This is a genomic window from Enterobacter chinensis (genome assembly GCF_034008295.1).
GTDB classification, from domain to species: domain Bacteria; phylum Pseudomonadota; class Gammaproteobacteria; order Enterobacterales; family Enterobacteriaceae; genus Enterobacter; species Enterobacter chinensis.
Genome location: NZ_JARDVI010000001.1, coordinates 415,720 through 439,313, shown reverse-complemented (window position 1 = coordinate 439,313; position 23,594 = coordinate 415,720). Strand labels below are relative to the sequence as shown.

27 protein-coding genes and 1 pseudogene are annotated in these 23,594 nt (G+C 57.2%); 9 read left to right on the top strand and 19 right to left on the bottom strand.

Features of this window, described 5'->3' with window-relative positions; translation table 11 throughout:
• Window positions 1-22 precede the first annotated feature (22 nt).
• The 3 genes from PYW49_RS02250 (at window position 23) to PYW49_RS02240 (ending at window position 2,170) form a co-directional block, all read left to right on the top strand.
• Window positions 23-616 carry a TetR/AcrR family transcriptional regulator gene (locus tag PYW49_RS02250; protein ID WP_134350175.1) on the top strand — a complete coding sequence of 198 codons (594 nt, stop codon included), beginning with the start codon at window positions 23-25 and terminating at the stop codon, window positions 614-616.
• A 73-nt stretch (window positions 617-689) separates the two neighbouring features.
• The gene (locus tag PYW49_RS02245) at window positions 690-1,289 is read left to right on the top strand and encodes an NAD(P)H-dependent oxidoreductase (RefSeq protein WP_134350174.1); all 600 of its coding nucleotides are present in this window, start codon (window positions 690-692) and stop codon (window positions 1,287-1,289) included.
• Window positions 1,290-1,624: 335 nt separating this feature from the next.
• Window positions 1,625-2,170 carry a cysteine hydrolase family protein gene (locus tag PYW49_RS02240; RefSeq protein ID WP_134350173.1) on the top strand — a complete coding sequence of 182 codons (546 nt, stop codon included), beginning with the start codon at window positions 1,625-1,627 and terminating at the stop codon, window positions 2,168-2,170.
• Between the two features lie 64 nt (window positions 2,171-2,234).
• Here PYW49_RS02240 and PYW49_RS02235 read toward each other — a convergent pair whose 3' ends face one another.
• Window positions 2,235-2,711 carry a WbuC family cupin fold metalloprotein gene (locus PYW49_RS02235; protein WP_134350172.1) on the bottom strand — a complete coding sequence of 159 codons (477 nt, stop codon included), beginning with the start codon at window positions 2,709-2,711 and terminating at the stop codon, window positions 2,235-2,237.
• Between the two features lie 319 nt (window positions 2,712-3,030).
• Between PYW49_RS02235 and PYW49_RS02230 the strand changes: the two genes are divergently transcribed.
• A complete protein-coding gene (locus PYW49_RS02230; protein ID WP_320385509.1) occupies window positions 3,031-3,501 on the top strand; it encodes a hypothetical protein in 471 nt (156 codons plus the stop codon).
• Between the two features lie 53 nt (window positions 3,502-3,554).
• On the opposite strand, the gene PYW49_RS02225 is transcribed toward PYW49_RS02230, so the two are convergent.
• On the bottom strand, window positions 3,555-4,478 hold the full coding sequence (locus PYW49_RS02225; RefSeq protein ID WP_320385508.1) for a LysR substrate-binding domain-containing protein: 924 nt from the start codon (window positions 4,476-4,478) through the stop codon (window positions 3,555-3,557).
• A 24-nt stretch (window positions 4,479-4,502) separates the two neighbouring features.
• Window positions 4,503-5,039, bottom strand: coding sequence for a MarR family winged helix-turn-helix transcriptional regulator (locus tag PYW49_RS02220; protein ID WP_320385507.1), 537 nt, complete (start codon window positions 5,037-5,039; stop codon window positions 4,503-4,505).
• 130 nt (window positions 5,040-5,169) lie between these two features.
• Here PYW49_RS02220 and PYW49_RS02215 point away from each other — a divergent pair, with 130 nt between their 5' ends.
• From PYW49_RS02215 to PYW49_RS02205, 3 genes are all read left to right on the top strand, one after another.
• Window positions 5,170-6,330: an MFS transporter gene (locus tag PYW49_RS02215; protein WP_320385506.1), complete on the top strand. Its 1,161-nt coding sequence runs from the start codon at window positions 5,170-5,172 to the stop codon at window positions 6,328-6,330.
• Between the two features lie 64 nt (window positions 6,331-6,394).
• On the top strand, window positions 6,395-6,832 hold the full coding sequence (locus tag PYW49_RS02210) for a VOC family protein (RefSeq protein ID WP_320385505.1): 438 nt from the start codon (window positions 6,395-6,397) through the stop codon (window positions 6,830-6,832).
• A gap of 228 nt (window positions 6,833-7,060) precedes the next feature.
• Window positions 7,061-7,999, top strand: coding sequence for an omptin family outer membrane protease (locus PYW49_RS02205; protein WP_134350166.1), 939 nt, complete (start codon window positions 7,061-7,063; stop codon window positions 7,997-7,999).
• A gap of 165 nt (window positions 8,000-8,164) precedes the next feature.
• Here PYW49_RS02205 and PYW49_RS02200 read toward each other — a convergent pair whose 3' ends face one another.
• The 3 genes from PYW49_RS02200 to PYW49_RS02190 all read right to left on the bottom strand — a co-directional run bounded on the left by PYW49_RS02200 (window position 8,165) and on the right by PYW49_RS02190 (window position 9,635).
• Entirely contained in the window at window positions 8,165-8,470 is a 306-nt protein-coding gene (locus PYW49_RS02200) for a cupin domain-containing protein (protein ID WP_134350165.1), read from the bottom strand.
• Between the two features lie 134 nt (window positions 8,471-8,604).
• Window positions 8,605-9,087: a glutathione peroxidase gene (locus PYW49_RS02195; protein WP_320385504.1), complete on the bottom strand. Its 483-nt coding sequence runs from the start codon at window positions 9,085-9,087 to the stop codon at window positions 8,605-8,607.
• A 59-nt stretch (window positions 9,088-9,146) separates the two neighbouring features.
• Window positions 9,147-9,635 (bottom strand): DinB family protein, encoded by a 489-nt coding sequence (locus tag PYW49_RS02190; RefSeq protein ID WP_320385503.1) that lies wholly within the window; start codon window positions 9,633-9,635, stop codon window positions 9,147-9,149.
• Window positions 9,636-9,769: 134 nt separating this feature from the next.
• On the opposite strand from PYW49_RS02190, the pseudogene PYW49_RS02185 reads away from it, so the two are divergent.
• A pseudogene (locus PYW49_RS02185) lies at window positions 9,770-10,036 on the top strand (LysE family translocator); the annotation flags it as partial.
• On the opposite strand, the gene paaY reads toward PYW49_RS02185, so the two are convergent.
• The 13 genes from paaY to paaA form a co-directional block, all read right to left on the bottom strand.
• Window positions 10,034-10,630, bottom strand: coding sequence for a phenylacetic acid degradation protein PaaY (paaY, locus tag PYW49_RS02180; RefSeq protein ID WP_134350163.1), 597 nt, complete (start codon window positions 10,628-10,630; stop codon window positions 10,034-10,036). The pseudogene PYW49_RS02185 and the gene paaY overlap by 3 nt on opposite strands.
• A 9-nt stretch (window positions 10,631-10,639) precedes the next feature.
• Window positions 10,640-11,575 (bottom strand): phenylacetic acid degradation operon negative regulatory protein PaaX, encoded by a 936-nt coding sequence (gene paaX / locus PYW49_RS02175; protein WP_025757961.1) that lies wholly within the window; start codon window positions 11,573-11,575, stop codon window positions 10,640-10,642.
• Between the two features lie 100 nt (window positions 11,576-11,675).
• The gene (gene paaK, locus PYW49_RS02170) at window positions 11,676-12,992 is read right to left on the bottom strand and encodes a phenylacetate--CoA ligase PaaK (RefSeq protein WP_320385502.1); all 1,317 of its coding nucleotides are present in this window, start codon (window positions 12,990-12,992) and stop codon (window positions 11,676-11,678) included.
• A 26-nt stretch (window positions 12,993-13,018) separates the two neighbouring features.
• Window positions 13,019-14,224, bottom strand: coding sequence for a 3-oxoadipyl-CoA thiolase (gene pcaF, locus PYW49_RS02165; protein WP_134350161.1), 1,206 nt, complete (start codon window positions 14,222-14,224; stop codon window positions 13,019-13,021).
• Complete coding sequence (gene paaI, locus PYW49_RS02160) at window positions 14,224-14,646, bottom strand: hydroxyphenylacetyl-CoA thioesterase PaaI (RefSeq protein WP_134350160.1); 423 nt, start codon at window positions 14,644-14,646, stop codon at window positions 14,224-14,226. Before paaI ends, pcaF begins: the two co-directional genes overlap by 1 nt.
• Window positions 14,636-16,060: a 3-hydroxyacyl-CoA dehydrogenase PaaH gene (gene paaH / locus PYW49_RS02155; protein ID WP_320385501.1), complete on the bottom strand. Its 1,425-nt coding sequence runs from the start codon at window positions 16,058-16,060 to the stop codon at window positions 14,636-14,638. The genes paaI and paaH overlap by 11 nt, the downstream gene beginning before the upstream one ends.
• 1 nt (window position 16,061) lies before the next feature.
• On the bottom strand, window positions 16,062-16,850 hold the full coding sequence (gene paaG, locus PYW49_RS02150) for a 2-(1,2-epoxy-1,2-dihydrophenyl)acetyl-CoA isomerase PaaG (RefSeq protein ID WP_320385838.1): 789 nt from the start codon (window positions 16,848-16,850) through the stop codon (window positions 16,062-16,064).
• The gene (gene paaF, locus PYW49_RS02145; protein WP_320385500.1) at window positions 16,850-17,617 is read right to left on the bottom strand and encodes a 2,3-dehydroadipyl-CoA hydratase PaaF; all 768 of its coding nucleotides are present in this window, start codon (window positions 17,615-17,617) and stop codon (window positions 16,850-16,852) included. The genes paaG and paaF overlap by 1 nt, the downstream gene beginning before the upstream one ends.
• Window positions 17,614-18,684: a 1,2-phenylacetyl-CoA epoxidase subunit PaaE gene (gene paaE / locus PYW49_RS02140; RefSeq protein WP_320385499.1), complete on the bottom strand. Its 1,071-nt coding sequence runs from the start codon at window positions 18,682-18,684 to the stop codon at window positions 17,614-17,616. The genes paaF and paaE overlap by 4 nt, the downstream gene beginning before the upstream one ends.
• A 7-nt stretch (window positions 18,685-18,691) precedes the next feature.
• Window positions 18,692-19,189: a 1,2-phenylacetyl-CoA epoxidase subunit PaaD gene (gene paaD / locus PYW49_RS02135; protein WP_320385498.1), complete on the bottom strand. Its 498-nt coding sequence runs from the start codon at window positions 19,187-19,189 to the stop codon at window positions 18,692-18,694.
• An 11-nt stretch (window positions 19,190-19,200) separates the two neighbouring features.
• Window positions 19,201-19,947, bottom strand: coding sequence for a 1,2-phenylacetyl-CoA epoxidase subunit PaaC (paaC, locus tag PYW49_RS02130; protein WP_320385497.1), 747 nt, complete (start codon window positions 19,945-19,947; stop codon window positions 19,201-19,203).
• Between the two features lie 8 nt (window positions 19,948-19,955).
• Complete coding sequence (gene paaB, locus PYW49_RS02125) at window positions 19,956-20,243, bottom strand: 1,2-phenylacetyl-CoA epoxidase subunit PaaB (RefSeq protein ID WP_108416960.1); 288 nt, start codon at window positions 20,241-20,243, stop codon at window positions 19,956-19,958.
• A gap of 11 nt (window positions 20,244-20,254) precedes the next feature.
• Entirely contained in the window at window positions 20,255-21,184 is a 930-nt protein-coding gene (gene paaA, locus PYW49_RS02120) for a 1,2-phenylacetyl-CoA epoxidase subunit PaaA (protein ID WP_320385496.1), read from the bottom strand.
• Window positions 21,185-21,468: 284 nt separating this feature from the next.
• On the opposite strand from paaA, the gene paaZ reads away from it, so the two are divergent.
• Entirely contained in the window at window positions 21,469-23,508 is a 2,040-nt protein-coding gene (gene paaZ / locus PYW49_RS02115; RefSeq protein ID WP_320385495.1) for a phenylacetic acid degradation bifunctional protein PaaZ, read from the top strand.
• The last annotated feature ends 86 nt before the right edge of the window (window positions 23,509-23,594 follow it).

Below are 23,594 nucleotides of genomic sequence, written 5' to 3'. Positions count from 1 at the left end.
AGATAATTGATTTGAGGAAAGCATGGTTGTTAAGCGCTTAAGAAAAGAGGACCGCCGCGTGCAGCTGCTGGAGGTTGCGCGTGGAATTGTCCGCCAGCAAGGCACGGAGGCACTGACGCTGGGCTATCTGGCTGAACGGGCCAACGTGACAAAGCCCATTCCCTACGACCACTTTGGCGATCGCGAAGGGTTGCTGATGGCGCTGTACCAGGATTATAGCGATCGGCAACTGGCGAAATTCCGTGAGACGCTGGCGGTAGACAGCAAAACGCTGGAAAAGACGATCCGCTTTTTCAGCGCTGCCTATATTGATTGCGCGATTTCCGCTGGCCCGGAAACCGGGCCGATCGCCGCGGCGCTGTCCGGATCCCACGCGCTGCAGACGTTCCGGGAGGCATGCGTGGCCGAGTGTGCCGACTGTCTGCGCACCGCGCTTTCTCCTTTTATCGTGCTGAAAGGTGTCCAGGGGGAAGCGGTGCTGACGGCCATCATTGGTGCGGCAGACGCGCTCAGTACCGCCGCGGGTAACGGCGTGCTCGCCCGAAATGTTGCGGAAGATATGCTCAGCGGCGCGATGTCCGGCGTGCTGGAAACCTACGCGAATAGCACAAAATGATCGTAGCAGGCGGATTGACACACAAGTTACCAATAGTAATATAGGTGTCAATCCTACCCCTGTTGAGGTTGCTATGTCTGCTACAAATGTCATCAAGAATGCGCTGATCGTGACGGCTCACCCTGTCGATAATTCGTTATCCCATTCACTGGCAAATCGCATTGCCGGACAGCTTCGCGAGCAAGGTACGCAGGTCGAGATTGCTGACCTGCATGCCGAAGGCTTTAATCCGGCAATGTCTCGCCCCGATCTGGATTTGTATCACGGTGATGCCAGCGCGCTTCCCGACGATATTCAGCGCGAGCAGCAGCGCGTTGATCGTGCGGACAAGCTGGTATTTGTCTTCCCGGTGTACTGGTGGTCTGTTCCCGGTCTGCTGAAAGGCTGGTTCGATCGCGTGCTGACGCTGAACTGGGCGTACAAGGTGGCAGAAGATGGCCGGATTGTCGGTAACTTACGTGACGTTCCCGTTCACCTTATCGCGACTGCTGGCACCGATGTTAGCGGGTTCGATAAGCATGGTTATTCAACGGCGATTCAGACGCAGATCGTCGAGGGCGTCTTCGGCTTCTGCGGTTTGAAGAACGTCACGCTCGATATTCTCTATCAGGCCGATACGGCGACGCCTGCTCAGGTTGAGGATTTCCTGCGGGGCCTGGACAGTATTAAATAATAACGGCCAGCACATTTCAGAAAATCCGGGTGATCCTTTTTTTTCGGCACTGAAGAAAGTGCAACGCTAATGGCGCACCTACCCAAGTTAGTGTATTGAAGAAAATATTTCACCCGCGATATAACTGAATGGACTTTTTCGCCGATCGCGAAATAAATAAGCAAAGGTCTTTATATGTATCAGTCAGTTCAGCCAACAACCACTCTCACCACCACCGGCACCTTCGGCGGCGTGAGCGTATCTGTAGCGAACAACTAACAAACAGATCCTCATCCCCCGCCAATCTGGACGGGGAAATGTATCTCCGTTCATCACCTTCTGAATGGAGAAAGAAAATGGTTTCATCTGACAATGCTCTCTTAGTTATCGACATGCAGCAGGGACTCTTCAATGGCCCGGTTTCCCCCTGTTCCGCCGATACCGTTCTGGCAAATATCCGTTTATTAATAGCCAAAGCGCGTCACGCGCAGGTGCCCGTCTTTTTTGCCCGCCATACCGGGCCTGATAACTCTCCGTTTTCAGAGAAGAGTCCGTTAACAAGCCTGGTACCCGAACTGGAGGTGAAGCGTGAGGTGGATGTTGTTTTTACAAAGCGCTATCCCAGCTGTTTTCGGGATACCGTATTGCAGCGTGAACTTAATCAGAGAGGCATCAAACAGCTGGTCATTGCCGGGATGAAGACAGAGTTTTGTGTCGATACCACTTGTCGGATTGCACCGGAACTGGGTTTCAGGACGGTATTGATTTCAGATGCGCATACTACAATGGATAATGAATATTTATCTGCCAATGACATCATTACTCATCACAACAGCACGCTGGCAGGTCCATTCGTGACGTTGTCGACTGCCAGTGACTGGCATTTTAATACGGTCAGTTGAGTCAGCGGATCTTGTCTATCTTGCCCGGCTCGCCTTTCCGCGCGCCGGGCACAAGACAGAATCCCTACAGGGAAAAACCACCGTCACCCACTTGCGCCTGAGCGTACCATTTCATCAGCTCCGCGGTGCCGGGCGCGTTTTCAGCCGGTGACCACGGGGCGGTATCGTGTTCAGCTACGGGCTGATAACCACCGTGTTTCACCTCAAAAATGACGCCGCCTTTATCAAGGGACAGCACGGCATGCCAGGTACCTGCGTCCATCTCCAGTACTTTACACTCTTCACCTAACACAACGCGCTGGGTCACGGTACCGTTGTCATCAAAATTCAGCACCAGAAAGCGGCCGCTAAGCGCGGTCAGCAGTTCAAACGTGTGCGGGTGACGATGGGGGCGAACATAGGTACCGGGCTCCATGGCAATGGCCAGACGCTGCACCGGGTCGCTCAGTTCAGGATGTAAATTACGATGCGCGCGTAAGCGAGGAGAATTTGCGGCCTGCTCGCTCTGTTGCTGCAGGTCACTGAAAGTAATTTGTTTCATATACACCTTTGTGAATGGGGTCAGACGACGGCAACCCGCTTGCCGCAGGACGTTATACCATCCGCAACAGTCACTGAGCCATGGCATTTGTGAAACAAATCGCTGCAGGGAGATATTACGCAAGGCCGATGTCCAAAGCGCCACTTTTCGCGGCGACAGAGCACCCAACATTGAGTAAAACTCACATTGATGCTCACTATTTATCGTTTTTCAAACATAGCCGCCATGAAATATCATCCTTTTAAACCTGCTTGATTAGTGAAGATAAAAAACATCGACATACAAACGATAAATAATACCGCGCGCATATGGAGCACCTATGACACTCGATATTCTATTTCATGTAATGAAAATTTTTCCGCCACATAAAAACAGTACCAATGAAAATATACATGAGTTTATAAAGCTTCTTTCAGCAGAAAAGGAAAGTTCAGAAGTGCTGTCACCCTTTATCCATCGACTGCATCTCCTGGCTTTCGCTCAGGGTAACCCGGGTAACGCCGAGGAACTGCTCGCAGCGCATTTACCAAAAGATGAGGGGAACCTCCCGCTGCTTGACTTCGCGGGCTGGCCCCAGGTGCGTTACGCTGCGTCAGGCGAAGTGCAGACGCCTGAATCAGAGGATTATTTCCGTAAAATGACCTCGGCTGCCAATCTGTTACGTTCTGCGCTGATCGATGCCGAACACGAACAGGGGACGCCTGCGCTTTATATTCTGGATAAATTACTCAACCTGAACAGCGCGCTGCCGGAAAGATATAAGAAAATGGCCAATATTCCCTACGCATAAATAGACTCCACAGGCAGGATATTCCGAAAGGAATATCCTGCACTTAAAGAGTATTAAAATCGTTTTTCATCGTCATCCAGATAAACAATGTCCAGAGAAGGAACAACCGGCGTATGGAAATTAAGCCAGGTCAGCAGGCATTCAATGCTCTGTGTTCTGAGCGAATTTTTCGGCCAGACAATATAGTAGCCGTCGCCCGTCGCGATAGCTTCCCTGAAAGGCAGCGCGAGCAGTCCACCCTCAAGCGCCTCACGGGTAAGACAAAGATCGGCCATCGCGACGCCATGGCCGTTCATGGCGGCCAGGCTTCCCTGCTCCAGGGTGTCGAACACTATTCCTCCACTCACGTCGAGCCCGGGGAATAACCCCGTTCTTTTCAGCCAGCGCCTCCAGTCCCGTCGGTCCCGTGAGGGATGGATAAGATCGCACTGTGGAAGCTGATGCCGGGCAGATTCAAGCAATAACGGGGTACAGACCGGAATGAGCCATTCGCTGAAAAGCAACCGGCTTTCTGTTGACTCACCAAAATAGCCATTACCGAGGAGGATCGCACAATCGTAAGGCTCACGGCTGAAGTCAACCGTGTCGAAGTCCATCCAGACGCTGGCAATTTCCACTTTGGGTTTTGCATGGTTATCGCGAAAGGTTTTCAGAACATGAAGAAGCCACTTCATCGTCAGGGAGCTGGGTGCTTTAAGGCGCAAAAGGTGGTTTTCACTTTTGAATGCGCGACAGGCCCACTCGATGCTGGTGAAACTCTCGCTAAGTTGCCCGGCCAGAACGCGTCCGGCGTCACTGACCTCGACTCTCGGGCCCTGCCGTTTAAAAAGCTCACAGTCGAACCACATTTCAAGCGTCCGGACATGCCTGCTGACCGCCCCCGGCGTGATATTGAGCGCTTCAGCAGCCTTGCTGAAGGAGTTCAGCCGTGCGGCAACTTCAAAAGCGCGCAGGGCATACAGTGGAGGTAAGGACATAATTTCCCTTTCAGTGAGGTTTATTCATGTAGTGGTTTTTTTATCTGCACTCAGCGGTTTATCCACCTCGTCCTCGGGCGGAAACGTCAGCAGTAACTCTCTGAGCAGGGATTCCAGCTGCGCGCGTTGTGCATCAGACAAGTTTCGCAGCAGCGCATTCTGCGTTTGGGTATGAACGAGTAGCGCCTGTTCGATACGCTCCAGCCCGAGTGACGTCAGACTTACGAGAGTGCTGCGCTTGTCATCGGGATCGGCAATTCGCCGGATAAGCCCTTGTTGTTCAAGATGCGTTAGCCGGTTCGTCATCGCCCCTGAGGTGATCAGCAGCGATTTATACAGCTGCGTTGGCGAAAGACAGTACGGTGCTCCGGCGCGACGCAGCGTGGCCAGCACGTCAAATTCGCCCTCGCGAAAGCCAAACGGCGCCATGGCCTGCGCGCGTTTTTTACCCAGGTGCTTCATTAGCCTGAGTATTCGGCCAAAGATTCTCATCGACGAGGCGTCCAGCTCAGGCATGGCGCTGCTCCACTGGTCGACGACGAAGTCTACATGGTCTTTCATTTTCACCCCTGATGGCATGGGAATTTATCGTGTTGTGCGGTACATCTTACACAAAAATACATTTTATCTTAACGTTAAGATAAATGCTCGCGGTGATTTGCCCGGGCCATTCATAGCCGAAAAGGATCTCATGTTGAAACGCACGTCTCCAATACTCTTTGCCGTTATCGCTTTTATCGTCGGGTTGAACCTGCGCCCCATTCTGGCGTCTGTCGGACCGCTGTTTTCCGTGCTACAGCGCGAAGCGGGACTGACGGCCACACAATTCAGCCTGCTGACCACCCTACCGGTCGCGATGATGGGCCTGGCCGCCTTGTGCGGACCCTGGCTGTTAGCCAGAGTGGGTGCCGTCCGGGGGATTATGATCGGACTTTTCATCCTGCTGGTGGCCTGTTTATTACGCGGTTTGAGTGCCTCGCTGGTGAGCCTGATGGGCACCGCGTTACTGGGTGGGGCCAGCATCGGCACGATCCAGGCGTTAATGCCTGCCCTGATAAAAAAAGAGTATTCGCAAACGGCCAGCACGGTCATGTCGCTGTTCAGCACCGGCATTATGGCCGGTGCTGCAGTAGCCGCCGCCAGCGCCGAGCCGTTGTTTTCGTGGCTAACGCTAAAACCGGCGCTGGCCATGGCAGGCCTGTTAGCACTGCTTGCGCTGATGCTATGGCTGACCCTGGTGACGCGTTCGCAAAGTGAAAATACGGCCCGCGAAACCGTTACGCTCTCCTCCTCCCGGACAGGGTTACTGCTGCTCTTTTTCGGCGTAGGGACGGGAGCCTACACGCTGGTATTAGCCTGGCTGCCGCCGCTCTATATTCAGGCGGGATGGTCCGCACGCAGCAGCGGCTATATGCTGGCCTGGCTGACGTTAACCGAGGTGGTCGCAGGGTTTGTCGTCTCCGCGCTTATCGGTAAATTCCCCGACCGCCGTGCTCCGCTGATTACGGTCCTGTTGCTGCTGCTGGCGGGATTACTGTGTCTGGTCTTTGCACCGGGCACCACGCCGGTATTATCAACACTGCTGCTTGGCACAGGTATCGGTGCCCTCTTCCCGCTGTCGCTCATTGTCACCTTCGATCATGCACGAACGCCCGCGCAGGCCGGGAAGCTACTGTCTAAAGTTCAGGGAGGTGGATATATGATTGCCGCGCTGATGCCGTTAATTGCGGGGATCGTTCGCGACAGCGCTGTCTCACTGACCAGCGCATGGCTGGTCATGAGTGCGGGTGTTATCCTGCTGATCGTCATCGCGTTGAAATTTAAACCCGTCGGGGAAGCGCAGGTACGGTGAATGCGGTACCCGATCTGAGAGTCGTACTATAAATTCTGGAGTTTCAGCCAATTAAGGAGTGGATATGTCGCAGACGTTACCGGGAATTGATGTCTTATTTATCGCCGGCTTCGGGCCCATTTCACAAAGCACCGACGCCAGCACCGCGTTTTATGTCCATACACTCGGTTTACCGCTGAAGCCCATGGAGGGTAACAGCGACTATCTGCTCGCTGAAGAGGGTCAGCTGGAGGGCGTGAAGCATTTTGCCGTCTGGCCGCTTTCACAGGCGGCAACCTCCTGTTTTGGTGAAGCGCAGTGGCCCTCTGAGCACCCGATACCGCAGGGATGGATTGAATGCGAGGTGCAGGAACTTGATTCGGCTACCCGCATTCTGAGTGAAAAAGGCTATCGCCTGCTGGTGGCCAACCGCACCGAACCCTGGGGCCAGACCGTTACTCGCCTGCTCAGCCCGGAAGGCCTGCTGACCGGCCTGACGATCACGCCGTGGCTGCGCGGGTAAACGGAATTTATTGTGGCGCCGGTTACAGTAAATCAACTGACTGTTATTTCGCATTGAGCCAGTAATGATTTAAATATTCGCGGCCGCCTCCTTCGGGCGGCCCAAAGTTAAATATCACTCCTTACGTCAAATTATAAAAAATTACCAAAACTGGCAGTTGATTCTTATTTGTATGACTTTTAATATTTCCCTGCAACTCATTGATTAATTTGTTTTAGGGAAATAAAAATGACAAGAAATATTGTTGCGGGAATGATGATGGCCGCGTTTTCAGGGGCAGTATATGCAGGTACCTCACAAGTCACACCGGATTTTTCACCGGAAAGTTTAACGGTTTCAGCCTCTGCCGGGATGCTGAGCGGAAAATCCCATGAGATGGTTTATGACGAAGTCACAGGAAGAAAAATTAGCCAGCTGGACTGGAAAATAAAAAATGTCGCTATTCTGAAAGGCGATATTTCCTGGGATGCATACTCATTTTTGACACTGAACGCCCGCGGCTGGACGTCCCTGGCATCAGGCTCAGGTCATATGGATGACTATGACTGGATGAATGCAAAACAATCCTCCTGGACAGACCATTCAAGCCATCCTTCGACCAACGTTAACTATGCCAATGAATACGATCTCAACGTAAAAGGCTGGATCTTCCAGGGCGATAACTATAAAGCGGGCGTAACCGCTGGTTATCAGGAAACCCGCTTCAGCTGGACGGCGACCGGGGGTTCTTACAATTACGATAACGGCGCCTATCAGGGGAACTTCCCGGCAGGCGAACGCGGTATTGGTTATAGCCAGCGTTTCTCCATGCCGTATATTGGCCTTGCAGGACAGTACCGCTTTAATGACTTTGAATTTAATGCCCTGTTTAAATTCAGTGACTGGGTCCGTGCGCATGATAACGACGAGCACTACATGCGCGATTTAACCTTCCGCGAGAAGACAACGGATTCCCGTTATTATGGCGCATCCGTTGATGCCGGATATTATGTGACGCCGCACGCCAAAGTTTTTGCTGAATTTACCTATAGCAGTTACGAAGAAGGTAAAGGCGGTACGCAGATTATTGATACCAATACTGGCGAATCCGGCTCTATTGGCGGGGACGCTGCGGGTATTTCTAACCATAACTATACCATTACCGCGGGTCTGCAATATCGCTTCTAATTCAGGCGTTAAAGCAGACCAGGCCCCTTACGGGGCCTGAGATTGATAGCAAACCCCGCCATCAATATTTTAACCGTCTTTTTTGCCGGGTGGCGCTGCGCTTACCCGGCCTACATTTCACACCGGGCGAAACTCACAAATCGCATTTTGTCAGCAGTCTGAAATTTAGGTTTCGGGTAGATCGATGATAACCAGTGTGCCAAAGCTGCCGATTTCCACGGTATGAGGAACGCCCGCTTTAGCTATATAAAGCTCGCCCGAGCTTACAGAGATTTTTTTGCCGTTAACACTCAGTTCCAGACGTCCGTCAATGACCAGTAACCCCTCGTCATACTCATGCACCTCTTCAGTGACTGAGCGCTCATCCATTCGTAAAATTTTGAGATTTGCTTCCCCAACGCGGCCTAATACGTGAGAGCGCCAGGCCTCATTTAATGCATTTGCTTCAGTCTTAAGGTCATAAAGCGACATAAGGTCGTTCCCTTTGATATTCGTATGGTGCATTTATGCCATATAAATTTTCTTTCGCTATATAACAAATAGGGGAAAACAAGTCGAAAAACAGACTAAAGAAAGGCCATCAGGGCTGCTAAAAACAAAGAAACTTAGCTTTCCAGGGCCGCAAGGATCGCAGACTCCATGTTCTCGGGCCTGGTCATCGGTGCAAAGCGCTTGAGAGGTTCCCCGTTGCGTCCGATCAGGAACTTCGTAAAGTTCCACTTAATTCTCCCGCCCAGCACGCCGGGCAATTCGTTTTTCAGATAACGAAACAGCGGGTGCGCTGAGGCTCCATTTACCTCTACTTTCTCGAACATTGGGAAACTGACGCCGTAGTTGATGTAACAGGTCTTTGAGATATCATCGGCACCGCCGGGTTCCTGCTTACCAAACTGGTTGCAGGGGAAGCCAAGCACCACCAGTCCTTGAGCCGCGTATTTCTTGTATAGCGCTTCAAGCCCGGCGTACTGAGGCGTGAAGCCGCACTGGCTTGCCGTATTCACGATCAAAACCACTTTACCCGCGTAGTCGGCCATAGAGATTGGTCGGCCATCCAGGCTGGTCGCTGTAAGTTGGTAAAAATGAGTCATACTGGCATCCTCAAAACAGAACCTGTTCTAATTCGACGATTGTTTCTAACGTTGGCCTGTTAGTGATTATGATCCCTTAGAAAAACAGTGAGTACATCCTTAGGCGGGGTAATTCCCGTTTCGGAAAGCATCCAGCCCACTGCACCACGATGATATGAGCCATGAAATAAGACATGATTAAGCATATCCATCGCTTTCATCTCTCCGAATCCGCCATCGACAAAACGAAATTTTATCGTTTCCTGGAAATCAGCGGCATTCATTGCTCCTGCGTGTTGTATATACCAGTCAGCGCATTCAGACATCTTTAAAAGAAGTTCGTCTGATGATGGAGTTTCTGGCGTATTTAACGCTGTGTACTGGTGGTTTTGACCAGTAATGTTTGCTCTGAAAATCATATCCACAACATATATATGGTTCATAAGCCTGAGCATCAGATGGTGCTTCTTAGCATTCTCCAGGATATCGACCTTCTGCATTGCCCGTAGTGTTTCGGCGTCTGCCCAGCGTTTGAACTTAAATAACGTGACAATCGTGTCTGCGTTCATTTATCCCTCCAGATTAATTCAAAATTATCATATCAGTTCAGGCCTGATATTCCAGAACTTCACGGGATGGGGCTGACGCGTTCCTTGATAATAATTAAGCGTTGCGACGTCAGGCTGATTGAGAAAAAACCACCCTGGTTGCACCAGGTCTGGGTGCTCTGCTGCCGGTTTCAGAAATGGCTTACACGGTGCTGAAAGTTTGTGGTGCCGCCTACCTAAGCTGGCTGGGCTTGCAGCTGCTGATACGCCCCCGGACGTCCTTCAGTCAAAGCGATAGCAATGCCGTCTCCCGGGGAAACTGGTTTGTCAGAGGGATGCTTGGGAATGTGCTTAATCCCAAAATGGGTATTTTCTATGTCTCTTTACGTCCGCTTCTGCCGCGAAGCGGACCTTCCACCCTACACCGCCGACTTCGGCCGTAAATTCTCGTCAAACGTCAGCCGTTTGCGATCGGCCTCAACCTCACGCAGCGGCTCCACCTGATGCATCGTCAGCTTACAGCGTTCCACCAGCACCTGATACTCCCGCGTGCCCTGCTGCTTCCAGGCCAGCTCCTGCTCGCTGAGCTCACGGATCGCTTTGGCCGGGCTGCCGATAATCAAATGGTTGGCGGGCATTTCCGCTTTCGCCTTCACGAACGCCGCCGCGCCAACGATGCTGTTTTCACCAATGACGGCCCCGTCCATCACCACCGCGTTCATGCCCACCAGCGCATTGCGGCGGATCACGCAGCCGTGGAGAATGGCGCTGTGGCCGATATGCCCGTCCTCTTCCACCACCGTGTCCTGCTCCGGGAAACCGTGCATCACGCAGTTATCCTGAATGTTCGCACCGTCTTTCACCACGATACGACCAAAGTCGCCGCGCAGGCTGGCATTGGGGCCGACATAAACGCCTTTGCCCAAAATCACGTCACCAATCAGCACCGCCGTCGGGTGAACATAGCTCTCGTCCGGTACTACCGGCGTCAGACCGTCAATTTGATAAACAGGCATCTTCACTCCTTATGCGCTTGTAAGACCACCAAAGCGTTGATAGTAGAGCGTGCCGGGCACGGGCAGTTCGCCGACGGAGGTTTCGCCCTTTTCGCTGACAAACGCCAGCGCCCCCGGTGCCACACGCTGATAAATATTGATGCAAAGCTGACGGGCGCTTTGTCCCGCCCAGTGCGCGGGCAGTAACTCTTCCGGCAGCAGCGGGTCTTTCAGCACCACGCGACGATAAAAGTGAATCAGTAACAGCTGGATCTGGAAGCAGCGTTCCGGCGTCAGTTCCTCCGGCGCGGCCTCTTTCAGCAGCGGCAGCAGCGGGCGGAACGAGCTGATAAACGTCTCGTACATCGCGTTTTGCTCGGTCAACTGCCAGCACTCTTCTACCCGCGAACGCAGCGCGGCGCGGGAGAGCGCCAGCGGCGAGTGGGCTTCAAAGAAAATTACGTTTTCCGCCACGCCGGCATCGTGAAGCAGGGACTGCACATCCGCCAGATGCTGCGACGGCGAGGCCATCAGGCTCGGCGCCAGCGTGCCAAACCCCTGCCAGATAAGCTGTTTTTTAACGTCGGCAAGGGTGTTTTTATCCAGCCCCTCGGAGAGCAGCAATAACCATTTGCCGTCCCAGGCGGGCAGTTCCGCACGGTAGATCTTATTCTCCGCGCGACGCGTCAGGCGCAGCCCTTTATCGCTCAGGCGGTAAAAGCTGCGCCGCCCGATGCGCGAGACGTCCAGCCAACCCTCTTTGTTGAGGCGAAACAGCGCGGTACGTACGAAGCGCTCGCCAAACCCCATGCCTTCCAGCAAGGCAGCCAGGCTGCCGAGCCAAATCTCACCGCCGCGATGGGAAAGCGCGTCACCGTATAACGAGGAGATAAGCGATGTCCCGCTGACGGGAACGGAGCTGACCGCATGCTGGATAAAGGCGTCGAGTTTATTCATGTGATTCATTCTGTTGTTATTTTTGTCCTGGATGAATCATAGCATACGAATCTGGGATGTACCCTCACCCTAATCCTCTCCCAAAGGGAGAGGGTGTATTGAGGGAAATTCAACCGTTGGCCGCCACTTTACGCAGGTCAAACACCCGGCAGGCTTTCCCCTCTGAGCGCGGGATACTGCCGCAGTTGACGATCGTCACGTCGGTGGAAATCCCAACCATCGACTTGATCCGGTGACGCAGCTGGTGACACACCTGGCAACGCTGCTCGTGGGTCAGCGTCAGGCTGCTCTCTTTCAGCTCCACCTTCACGGAAAGTGAATCAAGATGCCCACGGCGGTTCACCTCCAGCTGGTAGTGCGGAGAGAGATGTTCGAACTTCACAATCTCCTCTTCCAGCTGCGACGGGAAGACGTTGACCCCGCGGATGATCAGCATATCGTCACTGCGACCGCTGATGCGGTCCATACGGCGCATGCTGCGTGCGGTGGCCGGTAACAGACGCGTCAGGTCGCGGGTGCGGTAGCGGATCACCGGCAGCGCCTCTTTGGTCAGCGTGGTGAACAACAGTTCGCCCGGCTGCCCATCATCCAGCGGCGTACCGTCGTTCGGGTTAACGATCTCCGGGTAGAAATGGTCTTCCCAGATGGTCGGGCCGTCGACGGTTTCGATACACTCCATCGCCACGCCCGGCCCCATCACTTCGGAGAGGCCATAAATGTCCAGCGCCGTAATGCCTAAGCGTTTTTCAATTTCGCGACGCATGGCCTGCGTCCACGGCTCGGCGCCGAAGACGCCCACGCGCAGAGAACAAGCGCTGGCATCGCCGCCCATCTGGCGCTCCAGCTCTTCAATCAGGTTGAGGCAATAGGATGGCGTCACCATGATCATGTCCGGCTGGAAATCACGGATCAGCTGCGCCTGTTTCTCCGTCTGGCCGCCGGACATCGGGATCACCGTCGCCCCTAAACGCTCGGCGCCGTAGTGCGCACCCAGCCCGCCGGTAAACAGGCCGTAGCCATACGCCACGTGAATTTTGTCCTTCGCGCTGCCGCCCGCGGCGCGCAGGGAGCGGGCCACCAGATTGGCCCAGTTGTCGATGTCGTTTTGCGTATAGCCAACGACGGTCGGTTTGCCGGTGGTGCCGGATGATGCGTGAATGCGCACCACCTGCTCCATCGGCACGGCAAAGGTATCGAATGGATAGTTATCCCGCAGGTCCTGCTTGGTGGTGCACGGGAATTTACGGATATCCGCCAGCTCTTTGAAATCGTCAGGGTGAACGCCCGCAGCGTCAAACTTGCGTTTGTACATCGGCACGTTGTTATAGGCGTGGTGCAGCGTCCATTTCAGACGCTCGGTCTGCAGCGCCTGTAACTCGTCAATGGAAGCCGTTTCAATCGGATCAAGCTTTGTTGTATTTGTCATTGTAGGGTACTCACATTGTCTTACGCTCAAACACGCTCAAGGATCATGGCAATGCCCTGACCCACACCGATGCACATCGTACACAGCGCGTAGCGCCCGCCGCGTCGGTGCAGTTCATTGCTCGCGGCCAGCGCCAGTCTGGCACCGCTCATCCCCAGCGGGTGGCCCAGCGCAATCGCGCCGCCGTTCGGGTTGACGTGTGCGGCATCATCCGGCAGCCCCAGCTGACGCAGCACGCCCAGCGCCTGCGAGGCGAAAGCTTCGTTCAGTTCGATGACGTCCATATCGTTAATACTGAGTCCGGCGCGCTCCAGCACCTTGCGGGTCGCAGGAACCGGGCCGAGCCCCATCAGACGTGGCTCGACGCCTGCTGTTGCCATCGCCACGATCCGCGTGCGCGGGACTAACCCCTGAGCGAGCGCCATCTGCTCGCTGGCAATGAGCAGTGCCGCCGCGCCGTCGTTGACGCCGGAGGCATTCCCCGCCGTGACCACCCCGTTCTTACGGAAAGGCGTTTTCAGGCCTGCAAGCTGCTCGAGCGTGGTGTCCGCGCGCGGATGTTCATCCACGCTAAATTCCGCGATCGCCCCTTTTTTACCCGGCACCTGCACCGGCACGATCTCCTGCGCCAGAATACCGTTCTGCTGCGCCTGAGCGGTACGCTGCTGGCTGCGCAGCGCGAAAGCGTCCTGATCGGCACGGCTGATATTTAACAATTCAGCTACATTCTCTGCCGTTTCCGGCATACTGTCAGTTCCGAATTGCTGATGCATGAGCGGATTCACAAATCGCCAGCCGATGGTGGTATCAAAGATCTCCGCCTGGCGCTGAAACGCGGCGGTGGCCTTACCCATCACAAACGGCGCGCGGGACATTGACTCCACGCCGCCGGCAATCAGCAGGTCGCCATCGCCCGCCTTAATCGTGCGCGCGGCAAAACCAATGGCGTCCAGGCCTGAGCCGCACAGGCGGTTAATGGTGGTCCCGGAGATCGTCTGCGGCAGCCCGGCCAGCAGCGCCGACATGCGTGCCACGTTGCGGTTATCTTCCCCCGCCTGGTTGGCGCAGCCGTAAATCACGTCATCAATACGCTCGAGGTCGAGCTGCGGGTAGCGGGCCAGCAGCGCGCGCAGCGGCACGGCACCGAGATCGTCGGTTCTTACCGCAGAAAGCGCGCCGCCGTAGCGCCCCACCGGCGTTCGAACGCCATCACAAATAAATGCGTCACGCATCAGGCCTCTCCTGTCACACTGCCGCCGATGCGGTGAGATTTCCCGCGAAAAAGGGCGACGGTTTTCTGTTGTTGATTCTGGATCTCAATGTCATACACGCCGGTCAGCTTGCCCTGATGCTTCACCCGTGCGGTGGCGGTAAGCGTGTCCCCGGCAAAGCCCGGACGCAGAAAATCAATCGAACAACCTGAGGCCACCGCCGCCAGCCCCTGGCTGTTGCAGGCGTAGGCAAAGGCGGTATCTGCCAGCGAAAACAGCTGCCCACCGTGGCAGGTGTTGTGGCCGTTCAGCATCTGCGGGGTGATGGTCATGGTCACTACCGCGTAGCCCTCGTCCATCTCGACAATGTCCATCCCCATCGCCTGCGCGCAGGCGTCCCGTTCGTACATGGTGCGGGCGTTATGCCAGGCGTTATGACTCATAGCTACTCTCCAGAAGCGCGCGCTGGCGCAGCAGTGAACAGGGGCGATAGCGTTCTTCGCCGTAATGGCGCTGCAGGTTCTCCAGCAGCGTCAGCAGGCGTTGCCAGCCCAGACGCTCGCCCCAGGCAATCGGGCCGCTCGGGTAGTTCACGCCGAGGCGCATGGCGGTATCGATGTCCTTCTCGCAGGCGACCCCTTTTTGCAGGGCATCCAGCGCTTCGTTGGCGATCATCGCCACCGTGCGCCAGATCAGCAGGCCGGGATAATCGGCAATTTGTACCACCCGTTTTCCCTGCTGTTGCAGATAGCGGATGACTTTTTGCGTCGCGGTGTGGGGGTTGCTGGCGGCCGCCGCAATGACCGCCACGTCGCTCTCCATGCGGTCAACGACCACCACCGGGCCGTTAAGGCGCAGCGCCAGCGCCTGCGCGGTTTCCCCCTGCGTTTCCACCAGATACACGTCATCAATCTCGGTGACACCGTCACGTCTTTTCTCCACGCGCATCGGGCTGTAGCTGTCATTTACCGCCTTAACCCACTGCACGTCGGGTTTGTCACTCTGCCAGTCGTAAACACCCTTCCCGCTCTTTTTGCCCAGTCTTCCGGCCAGCACCAGCTCCTGCTGCACCAGCGAAGGCAGAAAACGACGCTCCTGCCAGAAGGCGTTAAATACCGAGCAGGTCACCGCAAAGTTAACGTCCTGACCAATCATGTCGGTCAGCTCCAGCGGCCCCATCGGGAAGCCGCCGCCTTCGCGCAGGGCGGCGTCAATGACCTCCGGCGCAGCCACTTGCTCTTCCAGCGCGCGCCAGGCTTCGGAATAGAACGGACGCGCAACGCGGTTGACGATGAACCCCGGCGTTGACTGGCAGCGAACGGGCTGTTTCCCCCAGTTCAGCGCCAGCTCGCACAGCGCATCGGCCACTTCCGGTGAGGTTGCCAGCCCGCTGACCACTTCCACCAGCTTCATCACCGGCGCCGGGTTAAAGAAATGCAGCCCCGCGACGCGCTCCGGGTGGTGCACGTCCGCCGCAATCGCCGTGATGGAAATGGAAGAGGTGTTGCTGGTCAGCACCGTCTGCGGCGGGCAGATCTCTGCCAGCTTTGCAAACAGTCCCTTTTTGACTTCAAGCCGCTCGGCGGCCGCTTCAATCACCAGATCGGCCGCAGCAAGCGCGTTGATATCCGTGACCGGAAGCAGCCTGGCAAGGATCTGGCTCCCGGCATCGGCGGAAAGTTTTCCGCGCGTCACCCGGGAGGCCAGGCGCTGGCGGATCCCGTCGATGGCGCGTGATATCGCATCGCTGGAGATGTCGTAGATCAGCACCTGATGGCCGTGGCTGGCCGCCACTTCGGCAATTCCGGCACCCATCGTGCCGCTGCCAATCACGGCGACAGTACGTATGTTCAACATCTTATTTCCCCGTAAAATTCGGCGCGCGCTTCGCCAGGAAGGCGCTGACGCCCTCGCGGTAGTCGTCGCTGCGCCCGGCCAGACGTTGATAGTCGCGCTCGAGATCGAGCTGAGCGTCCAGGGTATTCGTTTCCGCGGCATTGATGGCCTGCTTGATCAGCCCCAGACCGAAGGTTGGCTGAGAGGCAAAATGCAGCGCCATCTGCTGTGCGGTAGCGGAGAGCTGGTCGTCGTCCACCACCTGCCAGATCATCCCCCAGGCCTGCGCCTGTTCGGCGCTGAGCTTGTCACCGAGCAGCGCCAGCCCCATCGCACGGGCGCGTCCGGCCACGCGCGGCAGCAGCCAGGTGCCGCCGCAGTCCGGGACTAAGCCGAGCTTGCTGAAGGCCATCACAAAGTTAGCGGAACGCGCCGCAATCACCATGTCGCACCCGAGTGCCAGCGTGGCACCGGCGCCGGCCGCCACGCCGTTGACCGCGCAGATGACCGGTTTCGGCAGTTTCGCCAGGCGGCGAACCAGCGGGTTATAGAAGGTTTCAACGGACATCCCCAGATCCGGCGCCGGGCCGTTGGGGTCGACGTTGCGGTCATTGAGATCCTGACCGGCACAGAAACCGCGTCCTGCCCCGGTGATAAGCAGGCAGCGAACGGTATCATCACGTTCGGCCTGTTTCAGGCAGTCGGCAAGCTGCTGATGCATCACGTCGTTAAAGCTGTTCAGACGCTCCGGACGGTTCAGCGTAATCGTCATTACGCCCTGTTCTACATGACTGAGAATAAATTCCACAATTAGCGTCCTTTAAAGTCGGGGGTGCGTTTTTGTAAGAAGGCGTCGATGCCTTCCCGGCGGTCTTCGGTGGCAGAAAGCAGCGTAAAAAGCTGACGCTCCTGCGCCAGGCCAGCCTGTAGCGGCACCTCCTGAGACTGACGCAGGGCCTGTTTGGCCGCCTGTAACGCCAGCGGTGAGTGGCGCGCCATCCGTGCCGCCTGTTTCAGGGCATACTCCAGCGTCAGCGCTGCCGGGAAGACATCGCTGACCAGCCCGGCGCTCAGCGCCTGCTCTGCACAGATGCTCTCGCCGGTCAGCACCATTTTGCTGGCCAGCGATTTCCCGACGCAGCGAATAAGACGCTGGGTGCCCCCCGCGCCGGGCATAATGCCGAGCGTGATTTCCGGCAGGCCAAAGCGGGCGTTGTCGCCGGCGATAACCACGTCGCACAGCAGCGCCAGCTCGCAGCCCGCGCCCAGCGCGAAGCCGTTCACGGCGGCGATCAGCGGTTTAGGAAAAGCGTTGATTCGCGCCCACAGCTGCGGACGGATATCGTTCAGGGTGGCAGGCAGGTCTTTCTCTGCCATTTCATTGAGATCGGCCCCGGCGGCAAAGCAGCGCTCGCTGCCGTAAATCACGCAGACGGTGACGTCGGCATCCGCTGCGGCGGCCTCAAGCTGCTCAGCAAGCTGCGTCAGCAGCGCATTGTTGAGGGCGTTGCGCGCCGCCGGACGGTTCAGCGTCAGCTGCATCACGCGGCCATGACGGGTAACGGTCAGTTCGCTCATGCCATCCCCTTCGCGTCAAAATCCACGATCACGTCAGCGGTTAACGGCAGCGACTGGCAGCTCAGTACATACCCGGCGGCCAGTTCGTCCGGCTCCAGGCTGTAGTTGGTCGCCATGTCCACCTTCCCGCGCAGCACTTTGCATTTACAGGTGGCGCACACGCCGCCCTTGCAGGCATACGGGAGATCCGCCCCCTGACGCAGGGCGGCATCGAGAATACTTTCATCGTCCGCCGTCAGGGTGATTTCACGGTCGCGTCCGTCCTGACGCACGGTCACTTTCTGGCCTTCCGCCTGCACGCTCACCGCGCGCTTAGCGGCGTTTCCGGGCGTATTAAAGCGCTCGAGATGAATGGACGTTTCCGGCATCCCCAGCGCCTTCAGCGCGGCTTCCGCGTCGTCCATCATTGCCGACGGGCCGCAGATGAAGGCTTCGTCGTACTGGCGGAAGTTGATCAGGGTTTTCGCCAGCGCCTGCAGCTTTTCGCCGTCGATTCGGCCGTAGAGCAGGTCGCTGTCCAGCCGCTCCTGGCTGAAGATGGAGACCAGCTGCAGCCGCTGCGGGTATTTGTCCTTCAGGTCCGCGAGCGCCTGGCGGAACATCATGCTCTGGCTGCTGCGGTTGCCGTAGATCAGGGTGAAATGGCTGTTCGGTTCGGTCGCAAGCGTTGCGGAGATTATCGCCAGCATCGGGGTGATCCCGGAGCCTGCCGCAATCGCCAGATAGTGCCCTTCACGTTCAGCCCGCGGCTGGTAGCCAAACTGTCCCTGAGGGACCATCACCTCCAGCGCCATGCCCGCTTTGATCTCATCCCGGGCATAGCGGGAAAAGCGCCCGCCTTCGATGGCTTTGACCGCCACGCTGATCTCGCCCGGGGCGGTACTCCGGCAGATGGAGTAGCAGCGGCGCAGCTCGTCCCCGTCAAGCTTCGTTTTTAAAGTCAGGTGCTGACCGGGACGGAAGCGGTAGGCTTCCTGCAGCGCCTGCGGCACCGCGAACGTGATGGTTACCGCGTCGCGGGTTTCGGGTTCCACTTTTGCCACTGTTAATGAATGAAACGTTGTCATGGCAGCCTCAAATGCATTTGAAATAGTCGAAGGGCTCACGGCAGGAGTTGCAGCGGTAGAGCGCTTTGCAGGCCGTCGAACCAAATTCACTGATAAGCGAGGTGTCGGTGCTGGCGCAGCGCGGGCAGCTCACCTCAGCAGGCGCGTGCGCGTGACAGCTATGCCCCACGGGCGGGCTGATGCCATACGCCCGCAGACGCTCGCGCGCGGCGGCGGTCATCCAGTCGGTGGTCCAGGCGGGTTCAAGCTGAAGCACGATATGCACCGGGGTAAAGCCGTTAGCGGTCATCGCGTCGCGGATCGCCCCCAGCAGGTGTTCCGTTGCCGGACAGCCCGAGTAGGTTGGCGTGAAGCCAATGACCCAGCCTTCCCCCTGCGCCTTCACGCTGCGCACCATGCCTAAATCGGTGATGGTTAATACCGGCACTTCCGGGTCCGGGATCTGGCTTAACAGCGACCAGATCTGCGGAATTTGTGCTGGCGCAATGTCGACGAGGCGTTGCATAGCGTTCTCCTTTACCACTGCTGACCGGGATACGCGCGCTGGAGATACTGCATTTCCGCCAGCATCGGGCCCAGATGTTCGGTATGCAGCCCCTGCTTGCCCCCGGTGCGGTACGCCGCCTCTTCGGGCACCTGCAGGCAGGCTTCATTCAGACCTGCAAAGACTTCGCTTTCCCACGGCTGGCGCAGGAGGCGCGGGTCAACCGCCACGCCGGACTCAATCAACTCCAGCTCAACGTCATCCGCTTCAAACAGCTCCGCCGTAAAACGCCACAGGTTGTCGATGGCCTGCTGCATTTTCTGCGCGGAGGTTTCGGTGCCATCGCCCAGGCGCACCAGCCAGCCGCGGCTAAAGCGCAGGTGGTAGCGCGCCTCTTTAATGGCTTTCGCGGCGATGGCGGCAAGCTGGCTGTCGGTGCTTTGGGTCAGGCGTTCGTATAGCGCCACGTTCCAGGCATCCATCAGGTACTGACGGGCCATCGTCTCAGCGAAGCTGCCGTTTGGCTGCTCCACCAGCAGCACGTTGCAGAACTGGCGCTCATCGCGGCCAAACGCCAGCGTGTCTTCATCGCCCTGGCCTTCCAGCTCGGCGGCATAGGCCAGGAAATTGCGCGCCTGGCCCAGCAGGTCAAGACCGATATTGGCGAGCGCGAGGTCGATTTCCAGCTCCGGCGCGTGGCCGCACCAGGCACCCAGACGCTGGGAGAGCACCAGACCGTTGTCGCCCAGACGCAGGGCATAGGCAGTCACTGAATTCATTCTTTGCCTCACATATGCTCGATGCCATCGGGGATGGTGTAGAACGTCGGGTGGCGGTAAACCTTGCTTTCCGCCGGGTCGAAGAACTCGCCGCTCTCTTCCGGCTGGGAGGCGACAATCTCGCTCGCCCTGACCACCCAGATAGAACACCCTTCGCTGCGGCGAGTGTAGGCATCACGCGCATTTTCCAGCGCCATGCGATCGTCAGCGGCATGCAGACTGCCCACGTGACGGTGGGATAACCCTTGTTTGCTGCGTACGAACACTTCGTACAGCGGCCAGTAGACATTGCTCATCGTGATTCCTCTTAAGCCACTTTGCGGGCGTGTTGTTTTTCCGCGTGCGCCAGCGCGGCTTCCCGCACCCACGCCCCTTCGTCCCAGGCTTTACGTTTGGCGGCCAGACGTTCATGGTTGCAGATGCCGCGCCCGTTAATGACCTCTTCAAACTCCTGCCAGTCGATCTCGCCGAAGCGGTAATGACCGCTCTCTTCATCAAAACGCAGGTCGGGATCGGGCACCGTCATGCCCAGCATCTCCACCTGCGGCACCGTGTTGTCGACAAAGCGCTGGCGCAGCTCATCATTACCGAAACGTTTGATTTTCCACGCCAGGCTGCGGGCGCTGTTCGGCGAGTTGTCGTCGTTCGGCCCGAACATCATCAGCGCCGGCCACCAGAAGCGGTTGATGGCGTCCTGCAGCATCTGGCGCTGAGCCTCGCTCCCCTGCGCCAGCGCCATGCAGGCTTCAAAGCCCTGACGCTGGTGGAAGCTCTCTTCTTTACAGATTTTCACCATCGCCCGGGCATACGGACCGTAGGAGGTCCGGCACAGCGCCACCTGGTTGACGATGGCCGCCCCGTCCACCAGCCAGCCAATCACGCCGATGTCGGCCCAGCTCAGGGTCGGATAGTTAAAAATGGAGGAGTATTTCATCTTGCCGTCGAGCATCTTCTGGTAGATGTCTTCCCGCGCGCAGCCCAGCGTTTCCGCCGCGCTGTAGAGGTAGAGCCCGTGTCCGGCTTCATCCTGCACTTTCGCCAGCAGGATCGCCTTTCGGCGCAGCGTCGGGGCGCGGGCGATCCAGTTCCCTTCCGGCAGCATGCCGACAATTTCGGAGTGCGCATGCTGACCAATCTGGCGGATCAACGTCTTACGGTAGGCGTCAGGCATCCAGTCCTGAGGCTCAATCGCCGTCTCCTGCGCTATGCGCTGCTCAAACCGTTGTTCTTGCGTCACGTCATCACCTTTATGATTCGTTAGTTTGCAAATTAAAGCGTAATGTTGAATCACTTTGTTTTTTAAAAGTTACACAAAGGTTAAATATAACCCCAAGGATTGTTTCCCGGTTTTGTGATGCCGCTCGCAAGGCTTTTACTTAAGGCCCTGTGAGCAGCGCCTTCTGGCGAGACAATTCATAATCCCGGATCACAACGATAACAATTCATTAAAACTCAGCTTGATTTTTATGATTCGCGATCAAACTATTAATAGTGAAATTACGTAACATTTGGAGATAAGCGATGCAGCAGTTAGCCAGCTTCTTGTCCGGTACCTGGCAGTCTGGCCGGGGCCGCGAACGCACTATTCATCACGCCATCACTGGCGAAGCGCTGTGGAGCGTGACCAGCGAAGGGCTGGACATGGCGGCCGCCCGTCGCTATGCGATTGAGCGCGGCGGCGACGCACTTCACGAAATGACCTTTATTGAACGTGCTGCCATGCTGAAGGCGGTGGCAAAGCACCTGCTTGGCGAGAAAGAGACGTTTTATGCCCTGTCCGCCCAGACCGGGGCGACGAAAGCAGACAGCTGGGTCGATATTGAAGGCGGTATTGGCACCCTCTTCACTTACGCAAGCCTGGGTAGCCGTGAACTGCCGGACGACACATTGTGGCCGGAAGATGAGTTGATCCCCCTGTCAAAAGAAGGCGGCTTTGCGGCGCGCCACGTTCTGACCTCGAAGTCCGGCGTGGCGGTGCATATTAACGCCTTTAACTTCCCCTGCTGGGGCATGCTGGAAAAACTGGCACCGACCTGGCTTGCAGGAATGCCTGCCATTATCAAACCCGCTACCGCCACCGCACAGGTAACGCAGGCGATGGTGAAATCCATCGTGGACAGCGGACTGGTGCCGGACGGCGCCATCAGCCTCATCTGTGGCGGCGCGGGCGATCTGCTGGACCAGCTCGACAGCCAGGACGTGGTGACCTTTACCGGCTCCGCCAGCACCGGACAAAGCCTGCGCGTGCACCCGAATATTGTGGCGAATTCGATTCCGTTCACCATGGAAGCCGACTCCCTGAACTGCTGCGTGCTGGGTGAAGACGTCACGCCGGAACAGCCGGAATTTGCCCTGTTCATCCGGGAAGTGGTGCGCGAGATGACCGCCAAGGCCGGGCAAAAATGTACTGCTATCCGCCGCATTATCGTCCCGCAAAACCAGATTGACGCCGTCAGCCAGGCGCTGATTGCGCGGCTGGAAAAGGTGGTGGTGGGCGACCCGGCGCAGGAAGGCGTGAAGATGGGGGCGCTGGTCAACGCCGAACAGCGCGCGGACGTGCAGGAGAAAGTGGATCAGCTGATCGCCGCAGGCTGCCAGATCCGTCTGGGCGGCAAAGCGGATTTGCAGGCCGCTGGCGCGTTCTTCCCCCCGACTCTGCTGTTCTGCCCGCAGCCGGATGAAACCCCTGCCGTCCACGCAACGGAGGCTTTCGGCCCGGTTGCGACGCTGATGCCGTATCGCACAGCACAGCACGCGATGCAGCTTGCCCGCGCGGGCGGCGGCAGCCTGGCGGGAACGCTGGTGACCGCCGATTCGGCGATTGCCCGCCAGTTTATTGCCGGCGCGGCGCGCGCCCACGGGCGTATTCAGATCCTCAACGAGGAATCCTCAAAAGAGTCCACCGGCCACGGCTCCCCGCTTCCTCAACTGGTCCACGGCGGCCCGGGCCGCGCGGGCGGCGGCGAAGAGCTGGGCGGTCTGCTCGCGGTGAAGCACTACCTGCAGCGCACCGCGATCCAGGGCAGCCCGACGATGCTGGCCGCCATTGGCAAACAGTGGGTGCGGGGCGCAACGGTGCAGGAAGATCGCGTTCATCCGTTCCGCAAATACTTCGAGGAGCTGCAGCCGGGCGACAGCCTGCTGACGCCGCGCCGCACCCTGACGGAAGCGGATATCGTGAACTTTGCCTGCCTGAGCGGCGACCACTTCTACGCCCATATGGACAAGATCGGTGCGGCAGAGTCAATCTTTGGCGAGCGCGTGGTGCACGGCTACTTCCTGATTTCCGCCGCGGCGGGGCTGTTCGTCGACGCGGGCGTCGGGCCGGTCATTGCCAACTACGGTATGGAAAACCTGCGCTTTATCGAGCCGGTTAAGCCGGGCGACACCATTCAGGTGCGTCTGACCTGCAAACGTAAAACGCTGAAGAAACAGCGCACCGCGGAGGAAAAACCGACCGGCGTGGTGGAATGGGCCGTTGAGATTTTCAACCAGCACCAGCAGGCCGTGGCGCTCTACTCCATTCTGACGCTGGTGGCGCGCCAGCAGAGCGATTTCTAGACCTTTCCTCACTTACACACTGACCGGGATGTGACGTCATCCCGGTCTTTTTTTAACCTGGCAAGGCTGACAAATAATCTGGCAGA

Bases quoted from the DNA above. Each gene is read 5' to 3' on its own strand.
- PYW49_RS02250 (WP_134350175.1), top strand. From the start codon at position 23: ATGGTTGTTAAGCGCTTAAGAAAAGAGGACCGCCGCGTGCAGCTGCTG.
- PYW49_RS02245 (WP_134350174.1), top strand. From the start codon at position 690: ATGTCTGCTACAAATGTCATCAAGAATGCGCTGATCGTGACGGCTCAC.
- PYW49_RS02240 (WP_134350173.1), top strand. From the start codon at position 1,625: ATGGTTTCATCTGACAATGCTCTCTTAGTTATCGACATGCAGCAGGGA.
- PYW49_RS02235 (WP_134350172.1), bottom strand. From the start codon at position 2,711: ATGAAACAAATTACTTTCAGTGACCTGCAGCAACAGAGCGAGCAGGCC.
- PYW49_RS02230 (WP_320385509.1), top strand. From the start codon at position 3,031: ATGACACTCGATATTCTATTTCATGTAATGAAAATTTTTCCGCCACAT.
- PYW49_RS02225 (WP_320385508.1), bottom strand. From the start codon at position 4,478: ATGTCCTTACCTCCACTGTATGCCCTGCGCGCTTTTGAAGTTGCCGCA.
- PYW49_RS02220 (WP_320385507.1), bottom strand. From the start codon at position 5,039: ATGAAAGACCATGTAGACTTCGTCGTCGACCAGTGGAGCAGCGCCATG.
- PYW49_RS02215 (WP_320385506.1), top strand. From the start codon at position 5,170: ATGTTGAAACGCACGTCTCCAATACTCTTTGCCGTTATCGCTTTTATC.
- PYW49_RS02210 (WP_320385505.1), top strand. From the start codon at position 6,395: ATGTCGCAGACGTTACCGGGAATTGATGTCTTATTTATCGCCGGCTTC.
- PYW49_RS02205 (WP_134350166.1), top strand. From the start codon at position 7,061: ATGACAAGAAATATTGTTGCGGGAATGATGATGGCCGCGTTTTCAGGG.
- PYW49_RS02200 (WP_134350165.1), bottom strand. From the start codon at position 8,470: ATGTCGCTTTATGACCTTAAGACTGAAGCAAATGCATTAAATGAGGCC.
- PYW49_RS02195 (WP_320385504.1), bottom strand. From the start codon at position 9,087: ATGACTCATTTTTACCAACTTACAGCGACCAGCCTGGATGGCCGACCA.
- PYW49_RS02190 (WP_320385503.1), bottom strand. From the start codon at position 9,635: ATGAACGCAGACACGATTGTCACGTTATTTAAGTTCAAACGCTGGGCA.
- paaY (WP_134350163.1), bottom strand. From the start codon at position 10,630: ATGCCTGTTTATCAAATTGACGGTCTGACGCCGGTAGTACCGGACGAG.
- paaX (WP_025757961.1), bottom strand. From the start codon at position 11,575: ATGAATCACATGAATAAACTCGACGCCTTTATCCAGCATGCGGTCAGC.
- paaK (WP_320385502.1), bottom strand. From the start codon at position 12,992: ATGACAAATACAACAAAGCTTGATCCGATTGAAACGGCTTCCATTGAC.
- pcaF (WP_134350161.1), bottom strand. From the start codon at position 14,224: ATGCGTGACGCATTTATTTGTGATGGCGTTCGAACGCCGGTGGGGCGC.
- paaI (WP_134350160.1), bottom strand. From the start codon at position 14,646: ATGAGTCATAACGCCTGGCATAACGCCCGCACCATGTACGAACGGGAC.
- paaH (WP_320385501.1), bottom strand. From the start codon at position 16,060: ATGTTGAACATACGTACTGTCGCCGTGATTGGCAGCGGCACGATGGGT.
- paaF (WP_320385500.1), bottom strand. From the start codon at position 17,617: ATGAGCGAACTGACCGTTACCCGTCATGGCCGCGTGATGCAGCTGACG.
- paaE (WP_320385499.1), bottom strand. From the start codon at position 18,684: ATGACAACGTTTCATTCATTAACAGTGGCAAAAGTGGAACCCGAAACC.
- paaD (WP_320385498.1), bottom strand. From the start codon at position 19,189: ATGCAACGCCTCGTCGACATTGCGCCAGCACAAATTCCGCAGATCTGG.
- paaC (WP_320385497.1), bottom strand. From the start codon at position 19,947: ATGAATTCAGTGACTGCCTATGCCCTGCGTCTGGGCGACAACGGTCTG.
- paaB (WP_108416960.1), bottom strand. From the start codon at position 20,243: ATGAGCAATGTCTACTGGCCGCTGTACGAAGTGTTCGTACGCAGCAAA.
- paaZ (WP_320385495.1), top strand. From the start codon at position 21,469: ATGCAGCAGTTAGCCAGCTTCTTGTCCGGTACCTGGCAGTCTGGCCGG.